We start from the raw sequence: 21505 nt of genomic DNA, 5'->3' as shown, positions 1-21505 counted from the left end.
ATAGATTACAATTTAAGTAAACTACCAATTATTATGAAATGATTCAATGACGCACTTGATACCTAAGGGAGATGATTGAATGAAACCGCTTACAGATGGACAAATCATTTGGGAACCGACAAAGGAACAAATCGAGCAAACGGTATTGACTCAATATGTTAAATGGTTAAAAGAAAAGAAAGGTTTAACATTTCATGATTATCATGAATTATGGAAATGGTCGGTAGATGAACTGGAGGAATTTTGGGCTTCAATTTGGGATTATTGTGATGTAAAAGCCGGCAGGAAATATGACAGGGTTTTAGCGGAGCAATCAATGCCAGGTGCGAAATGGTTCGAGGGGGCGAGGCTAAATTATGCTGAAAATGCATTATTGAATGATCAAGAAGAGAAAACGGCGATTTTTTTTCGTTCCGAACATATCAGGCAGCAAGAGGTTAGCTGGAAAGAGCTGAAAGAAAAAGTAGCTTCTGTCGCCCATTCATTAAGGGAACTTGGTGTTAAATCCGGTGACCGTGTTGTTGCCTATATGCCAAATATACCTGAAGCGGTGATAGCTTTCTTGGCAACAGTAAGCATAGGTGCCATCTGGTCCAGTTGTTCACCTGACTTTGGCGCAAGAAGTGTCATAGATCGTTTCAAACAGATTGAACCGGTTGTATTACTAGCGGTTGATGGGTATCAGTACAATGGAAATGTATATGATAAGACACCAGTCGTCTCACAACTTAAACAGGAATTGGTCACTGTCAAGCATACCGTGTTGATTCCTTACATAGAAAAAAAGATTTTGGAAGAGAATCTGGAAGATACGATTCCTTGGGATGACCTTTTAAAAGAAAAGGCAGAATTATCTTTTGAAAGTGTTCCGTTCGATCATCCGCTTTGGATTCTCTATTCATCAGGTACAACCGGGATGCCAAAACCAATTGTACAAGGGCATGGCGGTATATTATTGGAGCATTTTAAATCAACAAGAATCCATCAAGGCATGACTTCCGAGGATACGGTATTCTGGTTTACAACGACAGGCTGGATGATGTGGAATCTCCTTATGGGTGGTTTGCTTAATGAAGGGACCATCATCCTTTATGACGGCAGTCCTTCTTTTCCCAATATGGATGCCCTTTGGGAATTGGCTGAGGATACAGGCATGACTTTCTTTGGAACAAGTGCACCATTCCTTACGAATTCCATGAAGTTAGGAAACAAGCCCATGGGAAAATATGATTTATCGAAATTGAAGGCTCTTTTTTCCACTGGAGCGCCATTGTCTGGCGACGGTTATAAATGGGTGTATGAGAATGTCAAGAAGGATATCTGGCTCAGTTCATCCAGTGGCGGTACCGATGTATGTGCCGGATTTGTAGGTGGAGTTCCAACATTGCCCGTGAGAATCGGAGAGATACAAGGAAGGGCATTGGGTGTTTGTGCGGAAGCCTTTGATGAGCATGGTCAAACATTGATTAATGAAGTCGGTGAATTGGTCATTACCAAACCGATGCCGTCCATGCCGCTATACTTCTGGAATGATCAAGACGGGACAAGATACTACGAGAGTTATTTCGATAAGTATCCGGGCATATGGAAACATGGTGATTGGATAAAGATCGACGACAAGGGCAGCTGTATCATTTATGGACGTTCCGACTCGACCATCAACCGTTCTGGTGTACGGATGGGAACCAGCGATATCTACCGGGTCGTCGAAGCGATAGACGAGGTGATGGAAAGCCTTGTCATTGATAGGGAAGTGCTTGGCCGCGGTTCCTCACTGCTGCTGTTCGTTGTTCTTAAGCCCGGTAAAATACTGGATGAAGCATTGACGGCAAAAATCAAGGAACAAATCAGAGGGCATGTGTCCCCTCGCTTTATCCCTGACCAAATCCATGTCGTTGAACAAATTCCTAAAACGTTGAACGGAAAGAAAATGGAAGTCCCGATACGTAAAGTGTTATTAGGTTTCGAGTTTGATAAAGTAGTGAATGCAGACTCCATGGGAAATCCAGAATCGCTACAGTTTTTTAAAGAATTAGCTCTCGAGTTGAATGAGAAAAAAGTATTCTAGAATTCAGGCGGAGCAAAAAAGCTCCGTCTTTTTTATTATTCTCTTGAATGAACTTGGTAATAATTCTCCAACGAGCAACTTCTCCATTTCTGGATACTGGTCTGGATTTTCGAAGGATGAGACAATTAGTTTCCCGTTATAATTGGCCATCTATGACATGAAAGGGAACTCTTATGTTTGTGTAGGTAACTTTCGTATAAAAGCTAGAAAATTGCTAACTGACAAAGCGATAAATGGTTGCACCTTTTCCCGTTATGTCATCTTAGGGGAATTACTAGTTGTAGACGTTCGGGTAAATCCAACATTATCACTATTTACAGACTTTGAAAACTTCAAGACATTTAAACCAGCTGATTTACACCTTGGTAATATCCATGCAATGTTAGATCAAACGATTGCATGGAGCGATGCATTATAAAAATTACGATAAGTTGGAGTAAGTACTACCTGGGCATTCCACCCTAATTATTTAACAAAAATTCATGTTAGTAAGTACTGACACCTAAAATGGTGCATTAAGAGCTTATTCCTTAAACAGGCTGCTTCCACATTCGAACCATCTTTTCACTTCAGTGATACGTGAATTGGGTAGTATATTTTTAAAAAACGAGACAAAACGAGACAACAATCTCATTTTGTCTCGTTTTGTTTCGACTGAAAATAGATAAAGTCTCAATTTTACCGTCCCACATTTTGGCACGGCAATTGCAATATATTAAATTGACTCATTATTAATGATTGGGGGCTGAAAAATGGAAACGGTTCAATTGAATGAAATAAAGTTATCACAGGACAAGGCTTATTGGATGTACAAAAAAATGCTGGAGATCAGAAAATTCGAAGACCAAGTTCATGAATCTTTTGCTAAGGGGATTTTACCAGGGTTTGTCCATTTGTATGCTGGGGAAGAAGCGGTAGCTGTAGGAGTTTGTGCTCACTTATCCGAAAAGGACAGCATTACAAGCACTCACAGGGGTCATGGCCACTGTATTGCCAAAGAATGCGACCTAAACGGAATGATGGCTGAAATCTATGGGAAAGTGACTGGGCTTTGCAAAGGAAAAGGCGGTTCCATGCATATTGCCGATTTGGATAAAGGGATGTTAGGCGCGAACGGGATAGTCGGTGGTGGCTTTCCGCTCGCATGCGGTGCAGCATTAACTGCCAAATATAAAAAGACCGATCATGTTAGTGTTTGTTTTTTTGGTGATGGTGCCAACAATCATGGAACGTTCCATGAAGGGATAAATCTGGCGGCAATCTGGAAGCTGCCCGTTATATTCATCGCTGAAAATAATGGGTATGGGGAAGCCACGCCTTTCAACTATGCTTCAAGCTGTAAAACGATAGCCGATCGGGCGATAAGCTACAATATCCCGGGTGTCCGGGTGGATGGGAAAGATGTATTGGCTGTGTATAAGGCTGCTGAAGAAGCCGTTCAGAGAGCTCGCAGGGGAGAAGGCCCATCATTGATCGAATGCGTTACTTATCGTAATTATGGACACTTCGAGGGAGATGCACAGAAATATAAAAAAGAACAAGACAAAAAGGAGCATAAACAAGAGAAAGATGCGATTGCCCTATTTAGGAATTACTTACTGAATCAAAATCTGCTGGCGGAAAAAGAACTGATTTCTCTTGAGAGTGCCGTTGAGGAATCTATTAAACAGGCAGTTAAATTCAGTGAAGATAGCCCGTATCCAGAGGCATCCGATTTATTAAACGATGTTTATGTATCCTATTAAACTATAAAAGGAGGAATTGAGATGAGTAGAAAAATCAGTATGTCACAAGCAATAAATGAAGCAATGGCCATGGCAATGAGAAAAGATGAAAATGTCATCCTTATGGGAGAAGATGTAGCCGGAGGTGCAGAAGTCGATCATTTACAGGATGACGAAGCCTGGGGTGGTGTATTAGGTGTCACAAAAGGATTGGTTCAAGAGTTTGGCCGGGATAGAATTCTTGATACACCCATTGCGGAGGCAGGATATATGGGAGCGGCCATGGCAGCCGCTTCGACAGGCTTACGACCGATTGCCGAGCTAATGTTCAACGATTTCATTGGCAGCTGTTTGGATGAAGTATTGAATCAAGGTGCGAAGTTCCGCTATATGTTTGGGGGAAAAGCACAGGTTCCCGTGACGATCCGTACGATGCATGGTGCAGGGTTCAGGGCTGCAGCACAGCATTCACAAAGCCTTTATGCCTTGTTCACTAGCATTCCTGGATTGAAGGTCGTCGTTCCTTCATCCCCCTATGATGCAAAAGGGCTCTTACTTTCAGCCATTGAAGATAATGATCCTGTCATCTTTTTTGAAGATAAAACACTATACAACATGGTAGGAGAGGTTCCGGAAGGCTACTATACAATCCCAATCGGCAAAGCTGAAATTAAAAGGAAAGGCTCGGATTTGACGATCGTTGCCATCGGTAAACAAGTTCACACCGCGATGGAGGCTGCTGAAAAACTTACATCTAAAGGCATTGAAGTTGAGATTGTCGACCCGCGGAGTTTGTCACCACTGGATGAAGAATCGATTCTCTCCTCTGTAGCAAAAACAAATCGTTTAATCGTGATCGATGAAGCGAACCCAAGATGCAGCGTCGCAACGGATATTGCAGCATTGGTGGCGGATAAGGGATTTGACACGCTCGATGCGCCAATTAAGAGGATCACGGCACCACATACACCTGTACCTTTTTCTCCACCGTTAGAAGATATTTATCTTCCAACATCAGAAAAAGTGATACAAGTCGTTTCAGAATTATTAGGGGAGCCTTCCATTCTTGGGGTGTAATTAAATCAATATGATGCATGCTCCAGCTTTTTCGCATAGAACTGCAAAAGTTGGAGCAACAAAACCAATAATGGACACAGAAACCAATCTGAAGGGAGAAAAAAGATATGGCGGTCGAAGTGGTAATGCCGAAATTGGGCATGGCAATGAAAGAAGGCACTGTTTCGTTATGGAGTAAGGCTGTTGGGGATCCAGTCGAAAAAGGTGAAGCAATAGCCAGCATCAATTCAGAGAAAATAGAAATGGATATTGAATCTCCAGCTGAAGGTACCATTCTGAATATAGCTGTTCAAGAAGGACAAGGAGTACCTCCAGGAACCGTTATCTGTCATATCGGAAAGCCGAATGAAAAAATAATGATCAATGATCATGTTGCTGAAAAAACTAAGTCAAAAATTGATGAAAAAGAAAAGCCGAAAACAAAAGAGTCACCCATTTTGCCAATGGGCGATCGATTGATGATCACCCCGGTTGCGCGAAAAATGGCACAGGCAGCGAATCTTGACATTGAGAAAATTCAAGGCACAGGACCAGGCGGAAGAATCACTAAAGAAGATGTACAGAAAGTAATTGAGAAAAGGGATTTCATGTCGGTTAATACAGAAGAAAGAAAAGTGAACCCCCAACCTACTTTAGAGAGTTCGCAGCAGATTCCTGTGACTGGAATGAGGAACATCATTGCTACACGTATGAAAGAAAGCTTGCAAAGCAGTGCCCAATTAACTCTAACGATGAAAGTTGATGTCACTGATCTAGTCATTTTGCAAAAACAGGCTACTGAAACGCTACAAAAACATGAATCAACTAAATTGACTATAACGGACTTTGTTGCCAAAGCTGTCGTGCTTTCACTTAAAGAGCATCCTAAAATGAATAGTGCCTATATTGAAGATAACATCATTTTGTATGATCATATCCACCTTGGATTAGCAGTGGCCTTGGAAAATGGACTCGTTGTTCCCGTCATAAGAAATGCCGAAAGTTGTACCCTAAAGCAGTTATCGAATAAGGGCAAGGAATTGGCCCGGTGTGCACGTGATGGTCAATTGCCTATTGAAGACATGCAAGGGTCCACTTTTACAATCAGTAATCTGGGGGCATATGGCGTTGAGCATTTTACACCGATTCTCAATACACCGGAAACGGGGATACTTGGAGTTGGCTCTGCTTACGATACCCCGCGTTATATTGGCAAAGAACTGGAGAGGAGAACAATCTTGCCACTCAGTTTAACTTTTGATCATCGTGTACTCGACGGGGCACCAGCTGCTGCCTTTTTACAAACACTAAAACGGTATTTAGAAGAGCCGATCACCGTGATCTTATAGAAAAGGAGGGAAAGCCTTGAATCGTATAGCTATTATCGGCGGAGGTCCTGCAGGGTATGTAGCGGCAATCACTGCTGCCCAGCAGGATAAGGAGGTCATATTAGTAGTCGATGGCCCATTGGGTGGCACCTGTTTAAACGAAGGCTGCATGCCAACGAAATCATTATTGAAAAGTGCCGATACGTATGACTTGGTGAAAAATGCCGGGCAAATGGGAATTCGCCTGCCCATCAATTCGATTGAAGTCGATTGGGAAACCGTACAGGAACGAAAGAGAGATGTCATTTCTAAACTAGTGAACGGCATTCGATATTTAATGAGTAAGAATCAAATAAAAGTCATTCAGGGAAGAGCGTCTATCCTGACGAGCAATCGACTGCGGATCGAGAACGGAAATAAAAATGAAGAGATTGAAGCAAGTAAGATCATCATTTCAACGGGGTCCGAACCGATTCCACTACCTTTTGCGCCGTTTGATGGTGAATGGATCATCCACAGTGGCCATGCCATGTCACTTCCTGCCATTCCCGATTCGCTGCTGATTGTCGGAGGCGGCGTCATCGGATGTGAATTTGCCAGTATTTATAGCAGGATGGGCACCAAGGTTACCGTTATCGAAATGGGGGAAAAGCTGCTTCCCGGGGAAGATGATGATATTACGAGCATCTTGCATGGAGAATTGAAAAACCAAGGCGTTACGGTCCATACCTCCACATCTGTCAAAAACATCAATGCAACCAGTAAGACGGTATTTTTGGAGAAAAGCGATGGCGAATTGGAAGAACATTATGCTGATTACGTACTCGTATCAATAGGGAGAAAACCAAGAGTGAATGAAATGGGCTTAGAGGGAAACGATATTGAATTTTCCCGACTTGGCATCTCGGTGGATGATCGAATGCAAACAAGCAATCCATCGATTTATGCCTGTGGTGATGTGATAGGGGGCATACAACTTGCCCATGTTGCTTTTCATGAAGGGCGAGTGGCGGCTCTGAATGCTTGTGGTCAATTTGCACAAGTGAATTACCGGGCAATTCCTCGCTGCATTTATACCTCCCCGGAGATTGCTAGTGTAGGCTTGACTGAAAAAGAAGCGCGAAAAAAATATGGCGAGATTAAAGTTGGTGAATTTGCTTTTTCGGCAAATGGGAAAGCAATCCTTTCCAATAAACCGGTAGGAAAGGTCAAAGTTCTAGTGAACCCACAATATAATGAAATTTTAGGTTTTTCCATTGTTGGTCAACATGCAACAGAATTGATTGGTCAAGGAACGGTCATGCTGCATGCAGAAATAACGGCAGATATGATGGAAGATTTAGTAGCGGCGCATCCAACCTTGTCGGAATCCATACATGAAGCTCTTTTAAACGTTGTAGGCCAAGCAGTGCATTCATAAAAAATTATAAATAAGCAAGGGGGATTTTTGTATGGCTAGCGGTCAACGGACGGCGGTAGTCACTGGTGCAGGACGCGGTATCGGACGTGCAATTGCATTAAGATTAGCACAAGATGGATTGAATGTGGTCATTAACGACGTCGATCTGGATACAGCTGAATCGGTCGTAAATGAGGTTAGGGAGCTTGGACGTGAAAGCTTTGCCGTTATAGCGGATGTAAGCAATAGACGGGAAGTGTTCGAAATGGTGAATGAAGTTGTGGAACGTTTTGGACAACTGGATGTTATGGTTTCAAATGCAGGAATTGCTCAAATAAAGCCTCTTTTGGAAGTAACTCAAGAGGATCTTGAACAGATTTTCAATATAAATGTAAATGGTGTCCTCTTTTGCCTGCAAGCCGCTGCTGAACAAATGAAAAAGCAAGAAGGCGGGAAAATTATAAGTGCTGCCAGCATCGCCAGTTATAAAGGTTTTAGCTTACTAGGTACATACTCGGCCACAAAATTTGCCGTAAGAGGCATTACACAAGCGGCAGCACAGGAATTGGCCCAGTTTGGCATTACGGTGAATGCATACTGTCCAGGAATTGTCGGGACGCAAATGTGGGATTTAATCGATGAAAAAATGGGTCAATATATGAATCTGGCTAAAGGTGAAACATTTAAAAAGTTTACAGATTCCATAACCTTAGGACGCTCCGAAACCCCAGAAGATGTTGCGAAATTCGTATCTTACCTTGCTTCACCGGATTCGGATTATATGACAGGGCAATCCATCATGATTGATGGAGGGGTTATTTTTTCATAAACCAACGGATTATATTGTTCGATGTAGAAGCATCATGTGATAATCACATGATGCTTTTTTTGTAAACTCAATCTATATATTGTAAGCGAATACATAATCTACTATAATTAAATGGACCTCGATTAACATCCTATTTTATACTCCATGGTATTTTCCCTCTAGATTGACTGGTCAAATGAAGGTTTAAACCAAATGATTAGAGGAGGATTATATGCTATCCACTAGTTGTTATCTACGTACATGGGAACGCTTTGTCAGTGAAGGGGTTCTCGATTCAAGTCGTCTGAACAAGCGAATAATGGAATCATGGCATCGCTGCAAAAAAGATCAAGTCAACCCATACCTTAATAAAGGCAAACACATTTTGACGAATGAATTATTGGACATTCAAAGAGAAAAAAACTCCTTCCTATTAGAAGTGGCATCACCTCAATTATCTAGGATGAATCAATCGATAAAAGAATCTGGAATGATGGCTTTATTGGTCGATCCGGATGGATATGTCCTTTCACTTTCCGGAAACGAGAAAATCCTCGATGAGGCAGGCAAAATAAATTTTGTGGAGGGCGTATGCTGGACGGAGGGTGAGGTCGGAACGAACGCAATTGGAACAGCTTTGAAAACGGGTGAAGCCGTAATGATCCAAGGTACCGAGCACTATTCAATTGCCTCACACAAATGGAGTTGCTCTGCCATGCCCATTTTAAATGAAGACGGTAAGATATTGGGAGTTTTGGATATATCATGTCCAGTAGAATATTTCCATCCCTCCATGCTAGGTATGGTAGCCAATTTGGCGTATACGATCGAACAGGAAATGGGAGTGCGTTCCTATAAAAAGGAGCTGGCACTGACCCAACACTCGATAGAACTTGCAGAGACCTATCCAGATCTGCCTTTGATCGTCTGTAATCAAAAAGAAATGATAATCTCCGCCAGTAAACAGGTTCGCAAAAAAATTCCTCAATCCATTGGTATGGCCTTGGCCGATCTATTAAATCATGGATATCAAATCGTTAAGGAAAATCCGCTTATATCCAAAGAAGATAATAGGATTTCCGGCAAGTGTTTATTCTTATCAGAAAATTTTGGTCATGAAACCAATAGGCTTTTTTCTGCTTCAATACCTTCAGAAAGGTTTGCCTTCAAAGGGGAAAGAGGGATTAGTGATTCCTTTCATAACACATTACATAAAGTGAAGCTTGTTGCACCGACAGAAGCAAATGTGTATATATCAGGTGAAACAGGGGTCGGGAAAGAGCTTATTGCCAAGGCTATTCATGAAAATGGCTTTCGTAAAAAAGGACCGTTCGTCACGATAAATTGCGGAGCCATACCTAAGGATTTAATGGAGAGTGAATTATTCGGGTATGTTGATGGCGCTTTTACAGGGGCTAAACGGCAAGGGTACAAAGGGAAGTTCGAGCAGGCAAATGGAGGGACCATTTTTCTCGATGAAATCGGTGAAATCCCTTCAGCGATGCAAGTTGCCTTACTGCGTGTACTTCAGGAAAGAAAAATCGTTCCAATAGGTGGCACAAAAAGCATTTCATTGGATATTCGCATTATCACTGCAACACACCGGAATCTTGAAGAGCTTGTCAACGAAGGATCATTTCGTAAAGATTTATACTATCGGTTGAACGTTTACCCCATTCATGTACCTCCCTTAAGGGAAAGGATTGAAGACATTCCTTATCTAGTCAATTACTTGTGTTCGAATAATAATTGGAATATTCCCTTAACGGAAGAATTATTAAATCGTTTAAAGGATTACAATTGGCCAGGCAATATTAGAGAACTGCAGAATGTACTTCAGCGATTGACCATCTTACTTGCAGAAGGACCTCTGGATTATGTTAAAATATTGAATTCCATGCATTCACAGCCCGTTACCCGGCATGATGATTTCCCTTCATGGGAGGAAGCTGGTAAAAAAGGCATCAAAGGAAATGAACTAACGATCCGTGAAAAAATTCAACGGGATCTAATGATAGAGGCATTACAAAAATCAAGAGGAAACGTCACTGCTGCAGCAAAGTTGATGGATATACCAAGAAGTACATTTTACAAGCGGCTCCATAAGTATGGTATATAGACTTGGCTTGTGTACATTATGTAAGAAAAGTAGATATATAGAAATCCATGAAAATTGAAAGGGGTATGGCAAATGAAAACGAGAATTACTGAATTATTGGGGATTGAATATCCGATTATTTGCGGCGGGATGTTTCAAGTTGGCCGAGCCCCGCTCGCAGCCGCTGTTTCAGAAGCGGGAGGACTTGGCATCATCACTTCGAAAACACAGGTGACACCAGAAGGTCTTCGTGATGAAATACGTAAAGTGAAAACTTTGACCAAGAAGCCCTTTGCTGTCAACCTAAACCTGTTTCCTAGTCAAACGGCAACCCCGAATGATGAGTTCATCGATATTTTAATTGACGAAGATGTGAAAATTGTTGAAACGAGTGGCCGAAGCCCAGAGAGTTTAATGCCCAAACTTAAAGAGCACGGCTTTACCGTGATACATAAGGTAGCGAACGTCAAAAACGCAGTGTCGGCAGAGAAATTAGGAGTCGATGCCATTATCATTGTAGGGAATGAAACAGGCGGACATCCTGGCATGGGGGATGTAGGAACGCTTGTCATGCTGCCTAGAGTCGTTGACTCTGTTACTATACCAGTAATAGCAGGCGGGGGATTTTCGGATGGCAGGGGCCTTATTAGTGCCTTGTCACTCGGTGCTGAAGGTATCGTCATGGGGACTCGCTTTATGGCAACGCAAGAAGCGCCGATTCATGATAACGTGAAGCAGTGGATGGTATCGGCCAATGAAATGGATACGGTTGTCATCCAACGGAATATAGGCAGTCCATCGCGTGTAGCATTAAATGCCGTCAGTAAAGAAGTGGACAAACTTGAAAATGAAGGTGCCACTATAGAGGAATTGATTCCGCTAATTACAGGACAAAGAAGCAAGAAAGTATACTTTGAAGGAAATTTAGACGGAGGCATTTGGTCATGCGGTCAATCCGTAGGACTGATAAAAGAAATATTGAGCGTCAATGAACTAATAAAACAAATCGTCCAAGAAGCAAAAACCTCGTTCGAATTCATCCAAAGCCGTATCGAATCTATTCGAACTTAAATAACCTATCTTACAAAAAGGAACAAGAGATCAAGTGCGATTTCTTGTTCCTTTTTTATCTATTAGACAGAAGGTTCCATAAGTGGTCAAGTATGCTTTTTAAAAATATTTCTCTTAAAAAGGGAGCATTACTGTTATTTATAACAGAAGGTTGAAGGAAAGACTGGTTTACTCACTATAACGCGAAAAGCCAATTCAAGAAAAAAGGCACATTACTCCTCAATTACTTGTTAATCAACTTTCGGCAACTTCTTAATAAAGGACTGTTCCATGCAAATGAAATAAAGAAATAGGTGATCAAAATTTCGCAATTATGTTTACATAACATTATTATTCCGCTTAATCAGACAATACCCCTGAGCTTTAAATAATTCTAATGTCTTATGGCATTTCCCTTTATGCTGCTTTGATTCCTGAAACTTTTTAAATACTTTTTTATAAAATGTTAAAATCGACTTTTACGAATTACATATAAATGAATTGCACTCATGATACCGAAGAACTGATTGCTGAAAGTAGGCAGTATTACTAAACAAATTCGATTTAAAGTTTTATCTTATAACCCTTGGCAGCTTACTAGTGATTCACTGCATGTTGTTGCACTTATGGAAACAGTTCCTTAAAATCGCAACTTTCCCTTAAAAATTTAAAAACAGAGCGGGTTGTTCTTCATAAGGTTTTAATCTTTTATTATAGGTTATTCATGCTATAGGCAGTTAAGTTAAATGAAGAAGGCTTATAGGAGATTATTTGGCTAAATAGGTATCATCATTTTTAGGAAGAAAGCGGAACTTTCAAGATAAAATACCTTTGAATTGTCATTGATATAAATTATATTTATATAATTTTTCAGAAGTGTTAACCCGTGATTTTTCTCATTTTGCCATTTATTTTATATATCAGAATAACAAAAATGATAAATCATGTCAGTTTAAACAGGATTAATTGAGATTACTACAGAATTATTAGATAACGATTCTTTGAATAGGTCTTTAGGAAAGGATAAGCAAAATGAAGAAAAAGAATAGTGGGGCACTAACCATAGCTGCTTTATTAATATAGGAGGGGCAATCATTTATTACTTCATTTCTTCTTCATACACAACTACAGAAGATTTATACGAATTCCCAGTGCCTAGATATGCTGAATTGATTAAGACAAATGAGCAAGGGAAAAGATATGCATGGTCAAGGATTTCTGAAGAAAACGGTATACCATATGGATATGTATTAGCCCTTAAAACGAATGGCTGGAAAAAGGAGGAAAGGGAAGGCACTTCCGTTTTTTACACGAAGGGAAATAATAAAATAGATTTGATTACTACAACAAACCAATTAGAGATTCTTAGAGTGAATGACTAAGTATGATAAATAATAAGTGAACTAAAGTTTAATAATCGATTGAACGCGTTTTATTAATAAAATGGCCCAAAAAATATGTTAACAATTAAGATAAATTAAAATTCAGAATAAAAATCAGGTAATTAAATGACATTTGTCGTAACAGATTATGAAATCAGTTAAATCTAAGCAAAACTTACTGCCAATGTTTAATCCTAAAATAAATTAATGAGATCAATCATTTTTTAAAATAATCGTATCAATATTTACTTAAAGTTTTAAAGTATTAATTAACCAATGAGAAATTAGATAAATATAATTGTAGAGGTTAAATTTTAAAAATCGAATTTCGTCTCACTAAGTTAAGTATTCTTAAGATATGAGACAAAATTAGCTTTAAAAATACAACTTCCTATAATATATATTATGTAAACTAGAATAAAATGTAATCATCCGAGTAACAGCTTCATATTCCCCTAAGCTTCATTATTGTCCCCCTAATTTGGCTCAAGTTGACTATAATATTTATTGCCGTTCCGATAACTCTCAGGGCTCTTCCTATAAGTCGGTTAGTTCTCATAATAAATGGTTTCGAACATAATTCCTTCAGTTGGAACGAATAATTCTAATTATGAATTACGTTCAAGCTTCGGATGATTATCTCATGTACTTAGAAGTTGAGAAAAATTACTCCTTGAACACATTAACTAGTTACGCATTCGATTTATAGCTCTACGGTGAGTTTTTAACTGCTAACAACCGATCATTAAACTTAGATGAACTCACATCGTCCAGTGTCCGTCGTTTTGTGCAAGATCAGGTCATCAATCATGGTATTAAGCCAAGAACGCTACAACGCCGCATTTCGTGTTTAAAATCATTTAGTAAATATTGTTTAAAAGAAAACTATATGAAGTCTGACTTCATAGCAGGTATTCAAGCACCAAAAGCCGATAAGAATTTACCTAAATATATGACCTTACAGGAGCTTCAAAAATTATTTTCCTATTTAGAACATGATCCGCGTCCCCAAAGAATTAGAAATGAACTAATGTTTAAACTACTCGCAACACCAGGAATGAGACGTCAAGAATTAGTGGATTTAACATGGGAGCAAGTTAAATTTAGAAAATCAAACGATTTTAGTTCGAGGAAAAGGGAGAAAAGAACGCCTCCTTCCCCTTCATCCCATTGTCTTTCCGTTATTTCAAGACTATAAAGAAACTCTTTTAGAGCAGCAAAACATTATAGTGAACCAATCTTTTATAATCAAAAAATAAGCCTTTAAATCCTCGTGGATTGCACAAAATATTTAAAGAGATTTTAGAACGAGCTGGTTTACCCGCTCACCGATTCTCTCTGCACCATTTAAGGCATACGTTTGCTACCTTACTATTGCAAGAAAACAAAGATAAAGTGGATTTAAGAACGTTACAGGAATTATTAGGCCATGAAAGTCTTGCTACTACGAGTATGTACACCCATATAGATTTTGAACAGAAGAAAAAAGCCATAAACAGTTTTTTAATTAGTTAATTAAAAGTTACCGCTGAGATTAGTCAAAAAAAACGGCAAAATAGATGCCGTTTTTTTTATTATGTTTGTTAAGTAGTATTGTTTTTTTTAGGTATAAAATATGGGAACGTCCGATTTGGACGTTCCCGTTCTTATTCCATTAAAGCCCCCTATAATGGAATAACTGTAAAGCTAATGAAGCTTTTTAAAAGCTTCGTTTCCCTGGCCAAGCTCCTTGCATTTTACTAAGGAATACAATTTGCCCAATATGATATGCGTCGTGCATTGCTAAACTCTTCAGTTCAAGCACTAATGAATTATCTTCTCCTGGGATCTGTCTATACAAATCTTCATGTTCTGATTTTGCTAGTATTTTTCCAAGTTCACGATGAACATAAAAGTATTCTTGTTTTGTTTCCTTCCAATTTTCTAACGTCTCAATTGGTAATCGAAATGTAGAATCATTATTTTCTGCCTGTGGTTCATTCGCTGTTTCACCAAGAAATCGCATCAGAAATCTCTTTTCATAGAAAAGTAAATGACAAACTAATTCCCAAATGGAATTCATTGCCCCATCAGCTGGTTTCCAAATTGCCTGTTCAAAAGTAATATCCTCTAGCACTTTTTCAAGTGGTGGAAACCAGTCTTCTTCATCTAAGCAGCTTGCCCATTGTTGTAACAAAAGTGTCTTTACATCCATTTTCTATTCCCTCCAATTTAATCCCTTTAATAGATAATCCCTTTGGTCAAAATTCATTTGCGGCGTGTTGTAGATAGCTCACTAATTAAGGTGTCATGCCAATTCCTTGTTCAATTAAACTGACCCTTTAACGGAACAAGGAACGTTCCGTTATTTGGAAAATTCTGATAACCTTAGTTTATCATAAGTTGTGTTAACTGAGAAAGAACAACTGTCTAAAACCATTTTGGTTATCGTAAAGTTATCTTTTATATGTTTGATGGTGTCTAAGAATTGGAACCAGCTCAAATAATGGTCTAGATATTTAGTCGCTACACCATTAAAACGCTCCATCCAGCTCTTTAAACGGCTGTGATAACTATTTACATTCTGGATGTGATAAATCCCTTTAACACGCTCCCTACCATTTGCTTTAAAGCGATAATGCTCAATTCCTATTTCTTTGGCATAAGTCATAAACGCCCGCCAAGCATCCGTACATAGAACATTTTGTATTGATAGCTTGGAACTTAACGCTTCGTCCAAACTCTTTTTTATAATACGCCCTTTTCCTATTGTTTTGGAAAACGTTCTCTTTTGGCGGTCTCTGGCTACAAGAACGCATACTTGGTCCTTACTTATTCCTCTAAACTCCGAACTACCACCGCGTAACCTTGGTTTTCGACCTTGGATATTCCGTTTTCCTTTCTCGGAATAGAGGAAATAGGTTTCATCCATTTCTACTATGCCTTCGAAAAGTTCAAAATCCATCTGTTTCAATGCAGTTAGAATTTTATGCCTCCAATAAAAAAGCGTCACATAATGAGCACCAATGAGTTTAGCTGATTTCCGAAGGGAATACCCTTCAATCATACATTCGATGAACTGAAGCCATTTACTAGGCATATGAGTTCTGTGAAGAGGAGTATTCGTCATATCTGTGAATGTTTTACCGCACTCTTTGCAGCGGTATCTTTGACGTTCAATGGTATTGATTGTAGTTTTTACCTGATATTTACCGAAGCGAATGACATTAGTGGATTGACAATGGGTGCAGGTGTAGCCGTCTTTGTTTTTCTGTTCTGATACATCAGTGAATACAGACTCTGTTTCTCCCGCACTCCCTAATGAGTTTGTGAAGAACTCCTTCAATCGCTGCTGGTCTCTTTGGCTAAGATTTCTGATTTGATTAATTATGTCCGCTAACGCCATTAAAACTCACTCGCTCTCGGTAATTTTAGTTCATTATAGAACAACCGCCGTTCGATCAAATCAAATAACAACATTATTCTTTAACAAAGCCTATTATGTTAACAACTTTAACTTTACATCTTTCCACTTTAACAACTGTTCTATGATTTGTTGTTGAACAAGACTATCCGCGTCCGAGGAAATATAAAATGGACCAGCCTGCTACCAGAGCATATGAAAATGCTTCGGAACTACTTTCACAAGGAATATTACGACGTCCCCGATCCAGTGTTGGATGAACAGCAATTGGAAGAAATAAATAGTTAATTTGAAGAATGCATGGTATATCCTTCCCGCTTTCCTTTACGGTATACAATAATGGCTCGGTGTAAACCATCTTCTGAGTGTCATCGATGATTATAGATGCTTTCAACAAATAAAAAAGTCAAAATGACTTATTAGGAGCATTGACTCTTAATTAGGATTATGTTTTATTTGTTTTTCTTTTTTCAATTTCTTTTTTCACCAAAGGGATTACCTTTTCTTTTACTGTTTTTTGTACTTTTGGATCATTTATTAATTTTTTAAATTTGTTTAACACATTCATACCTCCGATTTATTAAATTTGGGATTTAACTGATATGGAGTTGTGTACTAAAAGGAATAAACGATTCTTCTACTTGTCAAACATTTCACAAATGTTAAAAGTGGCAGGCAATTCTTAAAGTAAATTACCCGCAAGCATATAAAAAATCTAAAGAATTCCACAATGCATAAATATATAATCCTCTTCTATGAGCTGTTTGTAATCGTTGTTTCTACCTTCGTTTAACAACCTTTTTATATACCATATATGCAATTACAATTAGAATTAGAATAAAAATTACTTTCATCGAAACCCACTCCCCATTTACTTTTTCTATCCTCTCTTATATACCCGTAATCTGTATTAAGAAACAATGAGATAAAGGAGAGATTAAAAAACCATAACTGATTTGGTAGAAAATAAAACATTGGTTTCATAATAAATGTCTTGTTTGTAATAACCCAGGTAGAAAATGTATACGACGCTGAAAAGTATTGCGTTTAGCACCTTTCTATACTCTTTGGTCTTCGAGCAGCAATAATGAGATATCAATTTGCAATTTGTAATCAGGTAGTTCCCACATTTCCTATCGTCAATAGGCAAGATTACAGGAATTTCTTCTGTAAGAGCCAATTTAAATCGAACATTGGCATACATATGACTATCCGCAAGGTGATGCACTACTCCCCCTCCCTTAAGTCTCTTACAGTATCTCGTAATTGGATTCAGAAAGAGAAAAATAAATATTGCTTTGGTGTACATAATATAAGGAGTAACCAATGACAGTAAAAGTGTTATGAAAAGGGTGAACAAATGGAAAGAAATAACGCGATTGACTTTATTAAATTTTTTGCAATATTTTCTGTTGTAGTCATTCATGTATTCCCAAGGGATAGCCAGATTGGTCTATTTATTCTCGATAACGTCTCAAGGTTTGCGGTGCCATTCTTCTTTACTGCATCTGGTTATTTGTTCGGTAAAAAGATGATACATACAAGGGATTCCATTGATTATTTTAAAAGGTATATTATAAAAATCTTAAAACTGTATTTATGCTGGCTCTTCTTTTATATGATGTATGATGTTCTTATTCTTTATAAAGTTGCTACCGATGCACCAAAGGAATTTGAGCAATACATTAATCAATTTTCATTTCTTGACCTTATTTATTATGGAACTGGGACTAGCGGATACCAATTGTGGTTTTTAACCGCATTAATTTGGAGTGTTATCATTCTATTCGTTTTTTTAAAGTTAAAAAAAGTGAAGCTCCTTTTAATTATCAGCCTAATTTTAAACTTGTTAGGTCTTTTCGGACAATCGTATTCGATGTTCTATGATTTTCCTCTAAGTACACGGGATGCTTTATTCATTGGTCTTTTTTATACAACTTTGGGCTTCTTCTTTGCGTATAATAAATTCTATGAAAAGTCAAAATCAATAACAAACAAAACCTACCTATTATTAATTTTTATCTTCTTTACTGTCCAAGTGGTAGAAGGATACTTATTAGATAAGGTGTTATCAGGAAGCTATGGAGAATATTTTATTTCTACTATCTTTTTAACTACATTTCTTTTTTTATTTGCATTAAATAATAAAGCATTGGGGAAGGGTTTGTTCATTACTAAAGTAGGAGGAAGAGCCCTAGGTATATACATTGTTCATGTAGTCTTCATCAATATTTTTGATTTGATTTTATCTGCAGTAAAAATGGAGTATATATCTGACAATTTATTCTTAAAACTCTTTGAGACACTCCTTATAATTTCTATCTCGTACATATCTTATGACCTACTTCAATATTTCAAAAGGTGTTTAAGCAAACTGATAAAAACCAGTTAGTGGAAAGTTACAACGATAAAAGAGCATGAGACCTCAAGTCCCCATGCTTCTTCTTAAAATTTACGCTTGAAAACCATAGGTTCCAAGCGTTCATAATTTGAGTATACTACCGCGTTAGCTAAAAAAGTAATCCGTCGAATATATGTAAACTACCGTGTAACAAGCTTCGGCATTACAAACTAAGAAAAGAAAACTTGGGCTTTTTGCTTAAAGTTACAGAATTCCCCCTATCTTCTACTCATTAAATTTTTATTGAATAGGCCACTGAGATCTGATAATTATAAATTACGTTCAAATTAGATGTTCTACACCATAATTCTCAAGGGTAATTAAGAAGAAGTTTCTTAATAGTCCTAGGACTATACGCTAGTTTTAACAAACCGCCACCTTGTTTCATAAGGGGGTGGTCTAGATCAGTTCCTTCATTTTGAAGTAAAGACCCGATTGTTGAGAAGCACAACGAATAGTATAAAAAATATTTATTAATAATGTTGTCATATATTAACCTTTATAGTCGATTATGCGCCCTTCTTACAATATTGTGTTAGACTTGATATATAAAACTATATTATTTTGGGATTATTTGACTTTTCTTGGCCACACTTGTATAAGGGGAGGAGTTGAAAAAATGGATAAAATTAGCCTATTTCTGGATGACTATCGGAAAGCTCCCGATGGCTATGTGTTAGTCGAGACTATTGACGAATGTATAGAGCTATTGCAAAACTTTGATATTGAACATCTTTCTTTAGACCATGATTTATTAAATAAAACCAGGAATGGCTTTATGCTTGTTCAAAAGATGGTCAAAGAAAAACTATTTGCCAATCGCATTACTATTCACTCTGCCAATTCAGTTGGCGGTAAAGTAATGTATAACTGTTTAAAACAAGCACAACTAAATTTAACAATGCCCCCTTCCATTATTGTATCCTTAAGACCACTACCCCTCAAATTCTTCCCTAAAAGGGTTCTGCAGCATTATATAGAAATACGGTAAACTCTTCTCAATTACATTACATCCTTTTAGTTGCCCTTTTTCAGATTCCGTGTCACCACATACACTTTTATCTTTTAATAGTTCAGCATAACCCAACTCCCATAGAAGTTTGTCAAGTAATGTTCGTTCGTGCCTGGCACACAAAAAGTCGAAACTTCAGTATTAATGAAGTCTCGACTTTTTGTATTTTTAGTTTACTTTCGTCCCCTCTTCCCTTTGTAATAATAAATCCCGGTGGTTTCTATATGACATTTCCGACCACCTTGTGATTTCAATTTTCTGTATGGTGTGTCTCAAACGACACAAAACACAGTGTTGTATTCTTCAAGATTGGAGAATGATTTACAGTTAAAGAATGAATGTATCAAATTAATTCAACAAAATATTAAAAAAACAGCCAGTTTAGGATGTTTCCTGATATACTATTGGAAATAAGAAAACGGAGTGATTTACTTGGAATTACAAATTGGATCACATGACATAGACTTCCACCAATTGATAGAATACTCCCTGAGTTCAATTTGGATTGTTGGAGAAGAAGGAAAAATCCTTTACTGTAATAGAGCTTGTTTGGAATTGCTTAAGTTAGCTTCTCCTGAGGACATTTTATATAAAAAATTGTACGCTTTTTTCCCATCAGAAATCCATGCTGGTTGTAAAGAACGGTTAAATAAGGTTCTTAAAAATCAAGATATAGTAGAACTTGAAGAACAAAAAATGATTTGTGGCGATGGAGAGGTCATCGATATTGAAGTAACAGCTGCCCCTTTTTATTTAAAAGACATGGTCTTGGCTCAAGTCATTATTCGAAACATTACAGATCGCAAAAGAGCAGAAAGAGCAGAGATTCTTTTGAAAGAAAGAGTGAAATTAGCATCAATCGGTCAAATAGCTGCTGGGATTGTTCATGAAGTTAAAAACCCACTTACAACAGTAAAGGGATTTTTACAGCTATTAAAAGAATCCCAGCCTCATCCTTATTTTGATACGATAGAAGCTGAATTAGAAAAAGCATTAGAAGCTCTGCAAAATCTATTACACGTTTCTAAACCTGATTTACATGAGGAACCCTTTGTTCCCATTGATTTATGTAAGGAGTTAGCTTCTATTTTGTTTTTATTCCAAGAAAAACTTTATAAGGTGGAAATAGAATGGGCTCTAAGGGATACTGAGAGAAAAGTTGTTGGAAAGAGAAATTTATTTCTAAAAGCCTTTTTTAACCTGTTGAAGAATGCAATTGAGGCAATGGATGAAATTCAAGGCAAGGGGAAAATTAAAATTGAACATTATTATAAAAATGGACAGATTCATATAAAAGTGAGTGATACAGGAGTAGGAATACCTGAAGATAAATTAAAGCTACTAGGAACACCTTTCTTTTCCACTAAAAGTGAAGGAACAGGATTAGGTCTAACTCAAGTATATACAACGATACACAAACATGGAGGAAATATCTCAGTTCAAAGTGTAGTTGGAAAAGGAACTACCTTTCATGTTCAGCTTCCTGTTAAATAAAAAAAGTTTTCTATATCCTTAATGACGTTTGTCAGTAAAAGAAAGAGCTAATAGTTATCCCGCCTATTGGCGGCAGTTTTGGCCTTTTAAAGTTTTTTCTTGGGTCTGTTTTTGTATGCCCTTTTCCACCTTTTATTTTCATGGGAATTCAATTAGGTTTATTCTCCGTTCTAATTCCCCTTTTCATATATCTCAAACTTTTTTTCCTTCCCCAAACTAAACTCCAACATATTGAGCCATTATATAGGTAAATTTTCATAATTATCTTCTACATAATTAATT

General features: G+C 37.9%; 17 protein-coding genes and 2 pseudogenes. 16 read left to right on the top strand and 3 right to left on the bottom strand.

The window, feature by feature from the left end:
• The first annotated feature begins 79 nt into the window (after positions 1–79).
• From BS1321_RS26455 to BS1321_RS28455, 12 genes and pseudogenes are all read left to right on the top strand, one after another.
• Positions 80–2068: an acetoacetate--CoA ligase gene (locus BS1321_RS26455; protein ID WP_063233815.1), complete on the top strand. Its 1989-nt coding sequence runs from the start codon at positions 80–82 to the stop codon at positions 2066–2068.
• 259 nt (positions 2069–2327) lie between these two features.
• A pseudogene (locus tag BS1321_RS26450) lies at positions 2328–2486 on the top strand (NADPH-dependent oxidoreductase); the annotation flags it as partial.
• Positions 2487–2820: 334 nt separating this feature from the next.
• Complete coding sequence (locus BS1321_RS26445; protein ID WP_063233813.1) at positions 2821–3813, top strand: thiamine pyrophosphate-dependent dehydrogenase E1 component subunit alpha; 993 nt, start codon at positions 2821–2823, stop codon at positions 3811–3813.
• 21 nt (positions 3814–3834) lie between these two features.
• Positions 3835–4869: an alpha-ketoacid dehydrogenase subunit beta gene (locus tag BS1321_RS26440; protein ID WP_063233811.1), complete on the top strand. Its 1035-nt coding sequence runs from the start codon at positions 3835–3837 to the stop codon at positions 4867–4869.
• Positions 4870–4976: 107 nt separating this feature from the next.
• The gene (locus tag BS1321_RS26435; RefSeq protein WP_063233808.1) at positions 4977–6197 is read left to right on the top strand and encodes a dihydrolipoamide acetyltransferase family protein; all 1221 of its coding nucleotides are present in this window, start codon (positions 4977–4979) and stop codon (positions 6195–6197) included.
• A 16-nt stretch (positions 6198–6213) separates the two neighbouring features.
• Entirely contained in the window at positions 6214–7596 is a 1383-nt protein-coding gene (lpdA, locus tag BS1321_RS26430) for a dihydrolipoyl dehydrogenase (RefSeq protein ID WP_063233807.1), read from the top strand.
• A gap of 31 nt (positions 7597–7627) precedes the next feature.
• Positions 7628–8404, top strand: coding sequence for an acetoin reductase (locus tag BS1321_RS26425; protein ID WP_063233806.1), 777 nt, complete (start codon positions 7628–7630; stop codon positions 8402–8404).
• Between the two features lie 211 nt (positions 8405–8615).
• On the top strand, positions 8616–10502 hold the full coding sequence (locus tag BS1321_RS26420; protein WP_063233805.1) for a sigma-54-dependent Fis family transcriptional regulator: 1887 nt from the start codon (positions 8616–8618) through the stop codon (positions 10500–10502).
• A 72-nt stretch (positions 10503–10574) separates the two neighbouring features.
• The gene (locus tag BS1321_RS26415; RefSeq protein ID WP_063233804.1) at positions 10575–11552 is read left to right on the top strand and encodes an NAD(P)H-dependent flavin oxidoreductase; all 978 of its coding nucleotides are present in this window, start codon (positions 10575–10577) and stop codon (positions 11550–11552) included.
• Positions 11553–12700: 1148 nt separating this feature from the next.
• Positions 12701–12913, top strand: a complete 213-nt coding sequence (locus tag BS1321_RS26410; RefSeq protein WP_155726476.1) for a hypothetical protein — start codon at positions 12701–12703, stop codon at positions 12911–12913.
• A 787-nt stretch (positions 12914–13700) separates the two neighbouring features.
• On the top strand, positions 13701–14111 hold the full coding sequence (locus BS1321_RS28460; RefSeq protein ID WP_250645049.1) for a tyrosine-type recombinase/integrase: 411 nt from the start codon (positions 13701–13703) through the stop codon (positions 14109–14111).
• 80 nt (positions 14112–14191) lie between these two features.
• Positions 14192–14428, top strand: coding sequence for a tyrosine-type recombinase/integrase (locus BS1321_RS28455; RefSeq protein ID WP_250645048.1), 237 nt, complete (start codon positions 14192–14194; stop codon positions 14426–14428).
• Positions 14429–14612: 184 nt separating this feature from the next.
• Here BS1321_RS28455 and BS1321_RS26400 read toward each other — a convergent pair whose 3' ends face one another.
• Positions 14613–15107 carry a DinB family protein gene (locus tag BS1321_RS26400; protein WP_063233802.1) on the bottom strand — a complete coding sequence of 165 codons (495 nt, stop codon included), beginning with the start codon at positions 15105–15107 and terminating at the stop codon, positions 14613–14615.
• 150 nt (positions 15108–15257) lie between these two features.
• Positions 15258–16298, bottom strand: coding sequence for an IS1595 family transposase (locus tag BS1321_RS26395; RefSeq protein ID WP_063233801.1), 1041 nt, complete (start codon positions 16296–16298; stop codon positions 15258–15260).
• Between the two features lie 213 nt (positions 16299–16511).
• Here BS1321_RS26395 and BS1321_RS28375 point away from each other — a divergent pair, with 213 nt between their 5' ends.
• On the top strand, positions 16512–16604 hold the full coding sequence (locus BS1321_RS28375; RefSeq protein WP_081112946.1) for a hypothetical protein: 93 nt from the start codon (positions 16512–16514) through the stop codon (positions 16602–16604).
• A 785-nt stretch (positions 16605–17389) separates the two neighbouring features.
• Here BS1321_RS28375 and BS1321_RS28580 read toward each other — a convergent pair.
• Positions 17390–17547: pseudogene (locus BS1321_RS28580) on the bottom strand (metal-dependent hydrolase); the annotation flags it as partial.
• A 129-nt stretch (positions 17548–17676) separates the two neighbouring features.
• Here BS1321_RS28580 and BS1321_RS26380 point away from each other — a divergent pair.
• From BS1321_RS26380 to BS1321_RS26370, 3 genes are all read left to right on the top strand, one after another.
• The gene (locus BS1321_RS26380; RefSeq protein ID WP_063233798.1) at positions 17677–18708 is read left to right on the top strand and encodes an acyltransferase family protein; all 1032 of its coding nucleotides are present in this window, start codon (positions 17677–17679) and stop codon (positions 18706–18708) included.
• Between the two features lie 628 nt (positions 18709–19336).
• Positions 19337–19708 (top strand): cyclic-phosphate processing receiver domain-containing protein, encoded by a 372-nt coding sequence (locus BS1321_RS26375; protein WP_063233797.1) that lies wholly within the window; start codon positions 19337–19339, stop codon positions 19706–19708.
• 453 nt (positions 19709–20161) lie between these two features.
• Positions 20162–21223, top strand: a complete 1062-nt coding sequence (locus BS1321_RS26370; protein ID WP_063233796.1) for a two-component system sensor histidine kinase NtrB — start codon at positions 20162–20164, stop codon at positions 21221–21223.
• Positions 21224–21505: the final 282 nt, after the last annotated feature.

Source organism: Peribacillus simplex NBRC 15720 = DSM 1321 (assembly GCF_002243645.1).
Taxonomy (GTDB): Bacteria; Bacillota; Bacilli; order Bacillales; family DSM-1321; genus Peribacillus; species Peribacillus simplex.
Note: the sequence above shows the minus strand (reverse complement) of the source record. Positions and strands in the feature narration are given on the sequence as shown.

Bases quoted from the DNA above. Each gene is read 5' to 3' on its own strand.
- BS1321_RS26455 (WP_063233815.1), top strand. From the start codon at position 80: ATGAAACCGCTTACAGATGGACAAATCATTTGGGAACCGACAAAGGAA.
- BS1321_RS26445 (WP_063233813.1), top strand. From the start codon at position 2,821: ATGGAAACGGTTCAATTGAATGAAATAAAGTTATCACAGGACAAGGCT.
- BS1321_RS26440 (WP_063233811.1), top strand. From the start codon at position 3,835: ATGAGTAGAAAAATCAGTATGTCACAAGCAATAAATGAAGCAATGGCC.
- BS1321_RS26435 (WP_063233808.1), top strand. From the start codon at position 4,977: ATGGCGGTCGAAGTGGTAATGCCGAAATTGGGCATGGCAATGAAAGAA.
- BS1321_RS26425 (WP_063233806.1), top strand. From the start codon at position 7,628: ATGGCTAGCGGTCAACGGACGGCGGTAGTCACTGGTGCAGGACGCGGT.
- BS1321_RS26420 (WP_063233805.1), top strand. From the start codon at position 8,616: ATGCTATCCACTAGTTGTTATCTACGTACATGGGAACGCTTTGTCAGT.
- BS1321_RS26415 (WP_063233804.1), top strand. From the start codon at position 10,575: ATGAAAACGAGAATTACTGAATTATTGGGGATTGAATATCCGATTATT.
- BS1321_RS26400 (WP_063233802.1), bottom strand. From the start codon at position 15,107: ATGGATGTAAAGACACTTTTGTTACAACAATGGGCAAGCTGCTTAGAT.
- BS1321_RS26395 (WP_063233801.1), bottom strand. From the start codon at position 16,298: ATGGCGTTAGCGGACATAATTAATCAAATCAGAAATCTTAGCCAAAGA.
- BS1321_RS28375 (WP_081112946.1), top strand. From the start codon at position 16,512: ATGAAAATGCTTCGGAACTACTTTCACAAGGAATATTACGACGTCCCC.
- BS1321_RS26380 (WP_063233798.1), top strand. From the start codon at position 17,677: ATGGAAAGAAATAACGCGATTGACTTTATTAAATTTTTTGCAATATTT.
- BS1321_RS26375 (WP_063233797.1), top strand. From the start codon at position 19,337: ATGGATAAAATTAGCCTATTTCTGGATGACTATCGGAAAGCTCCCGAT.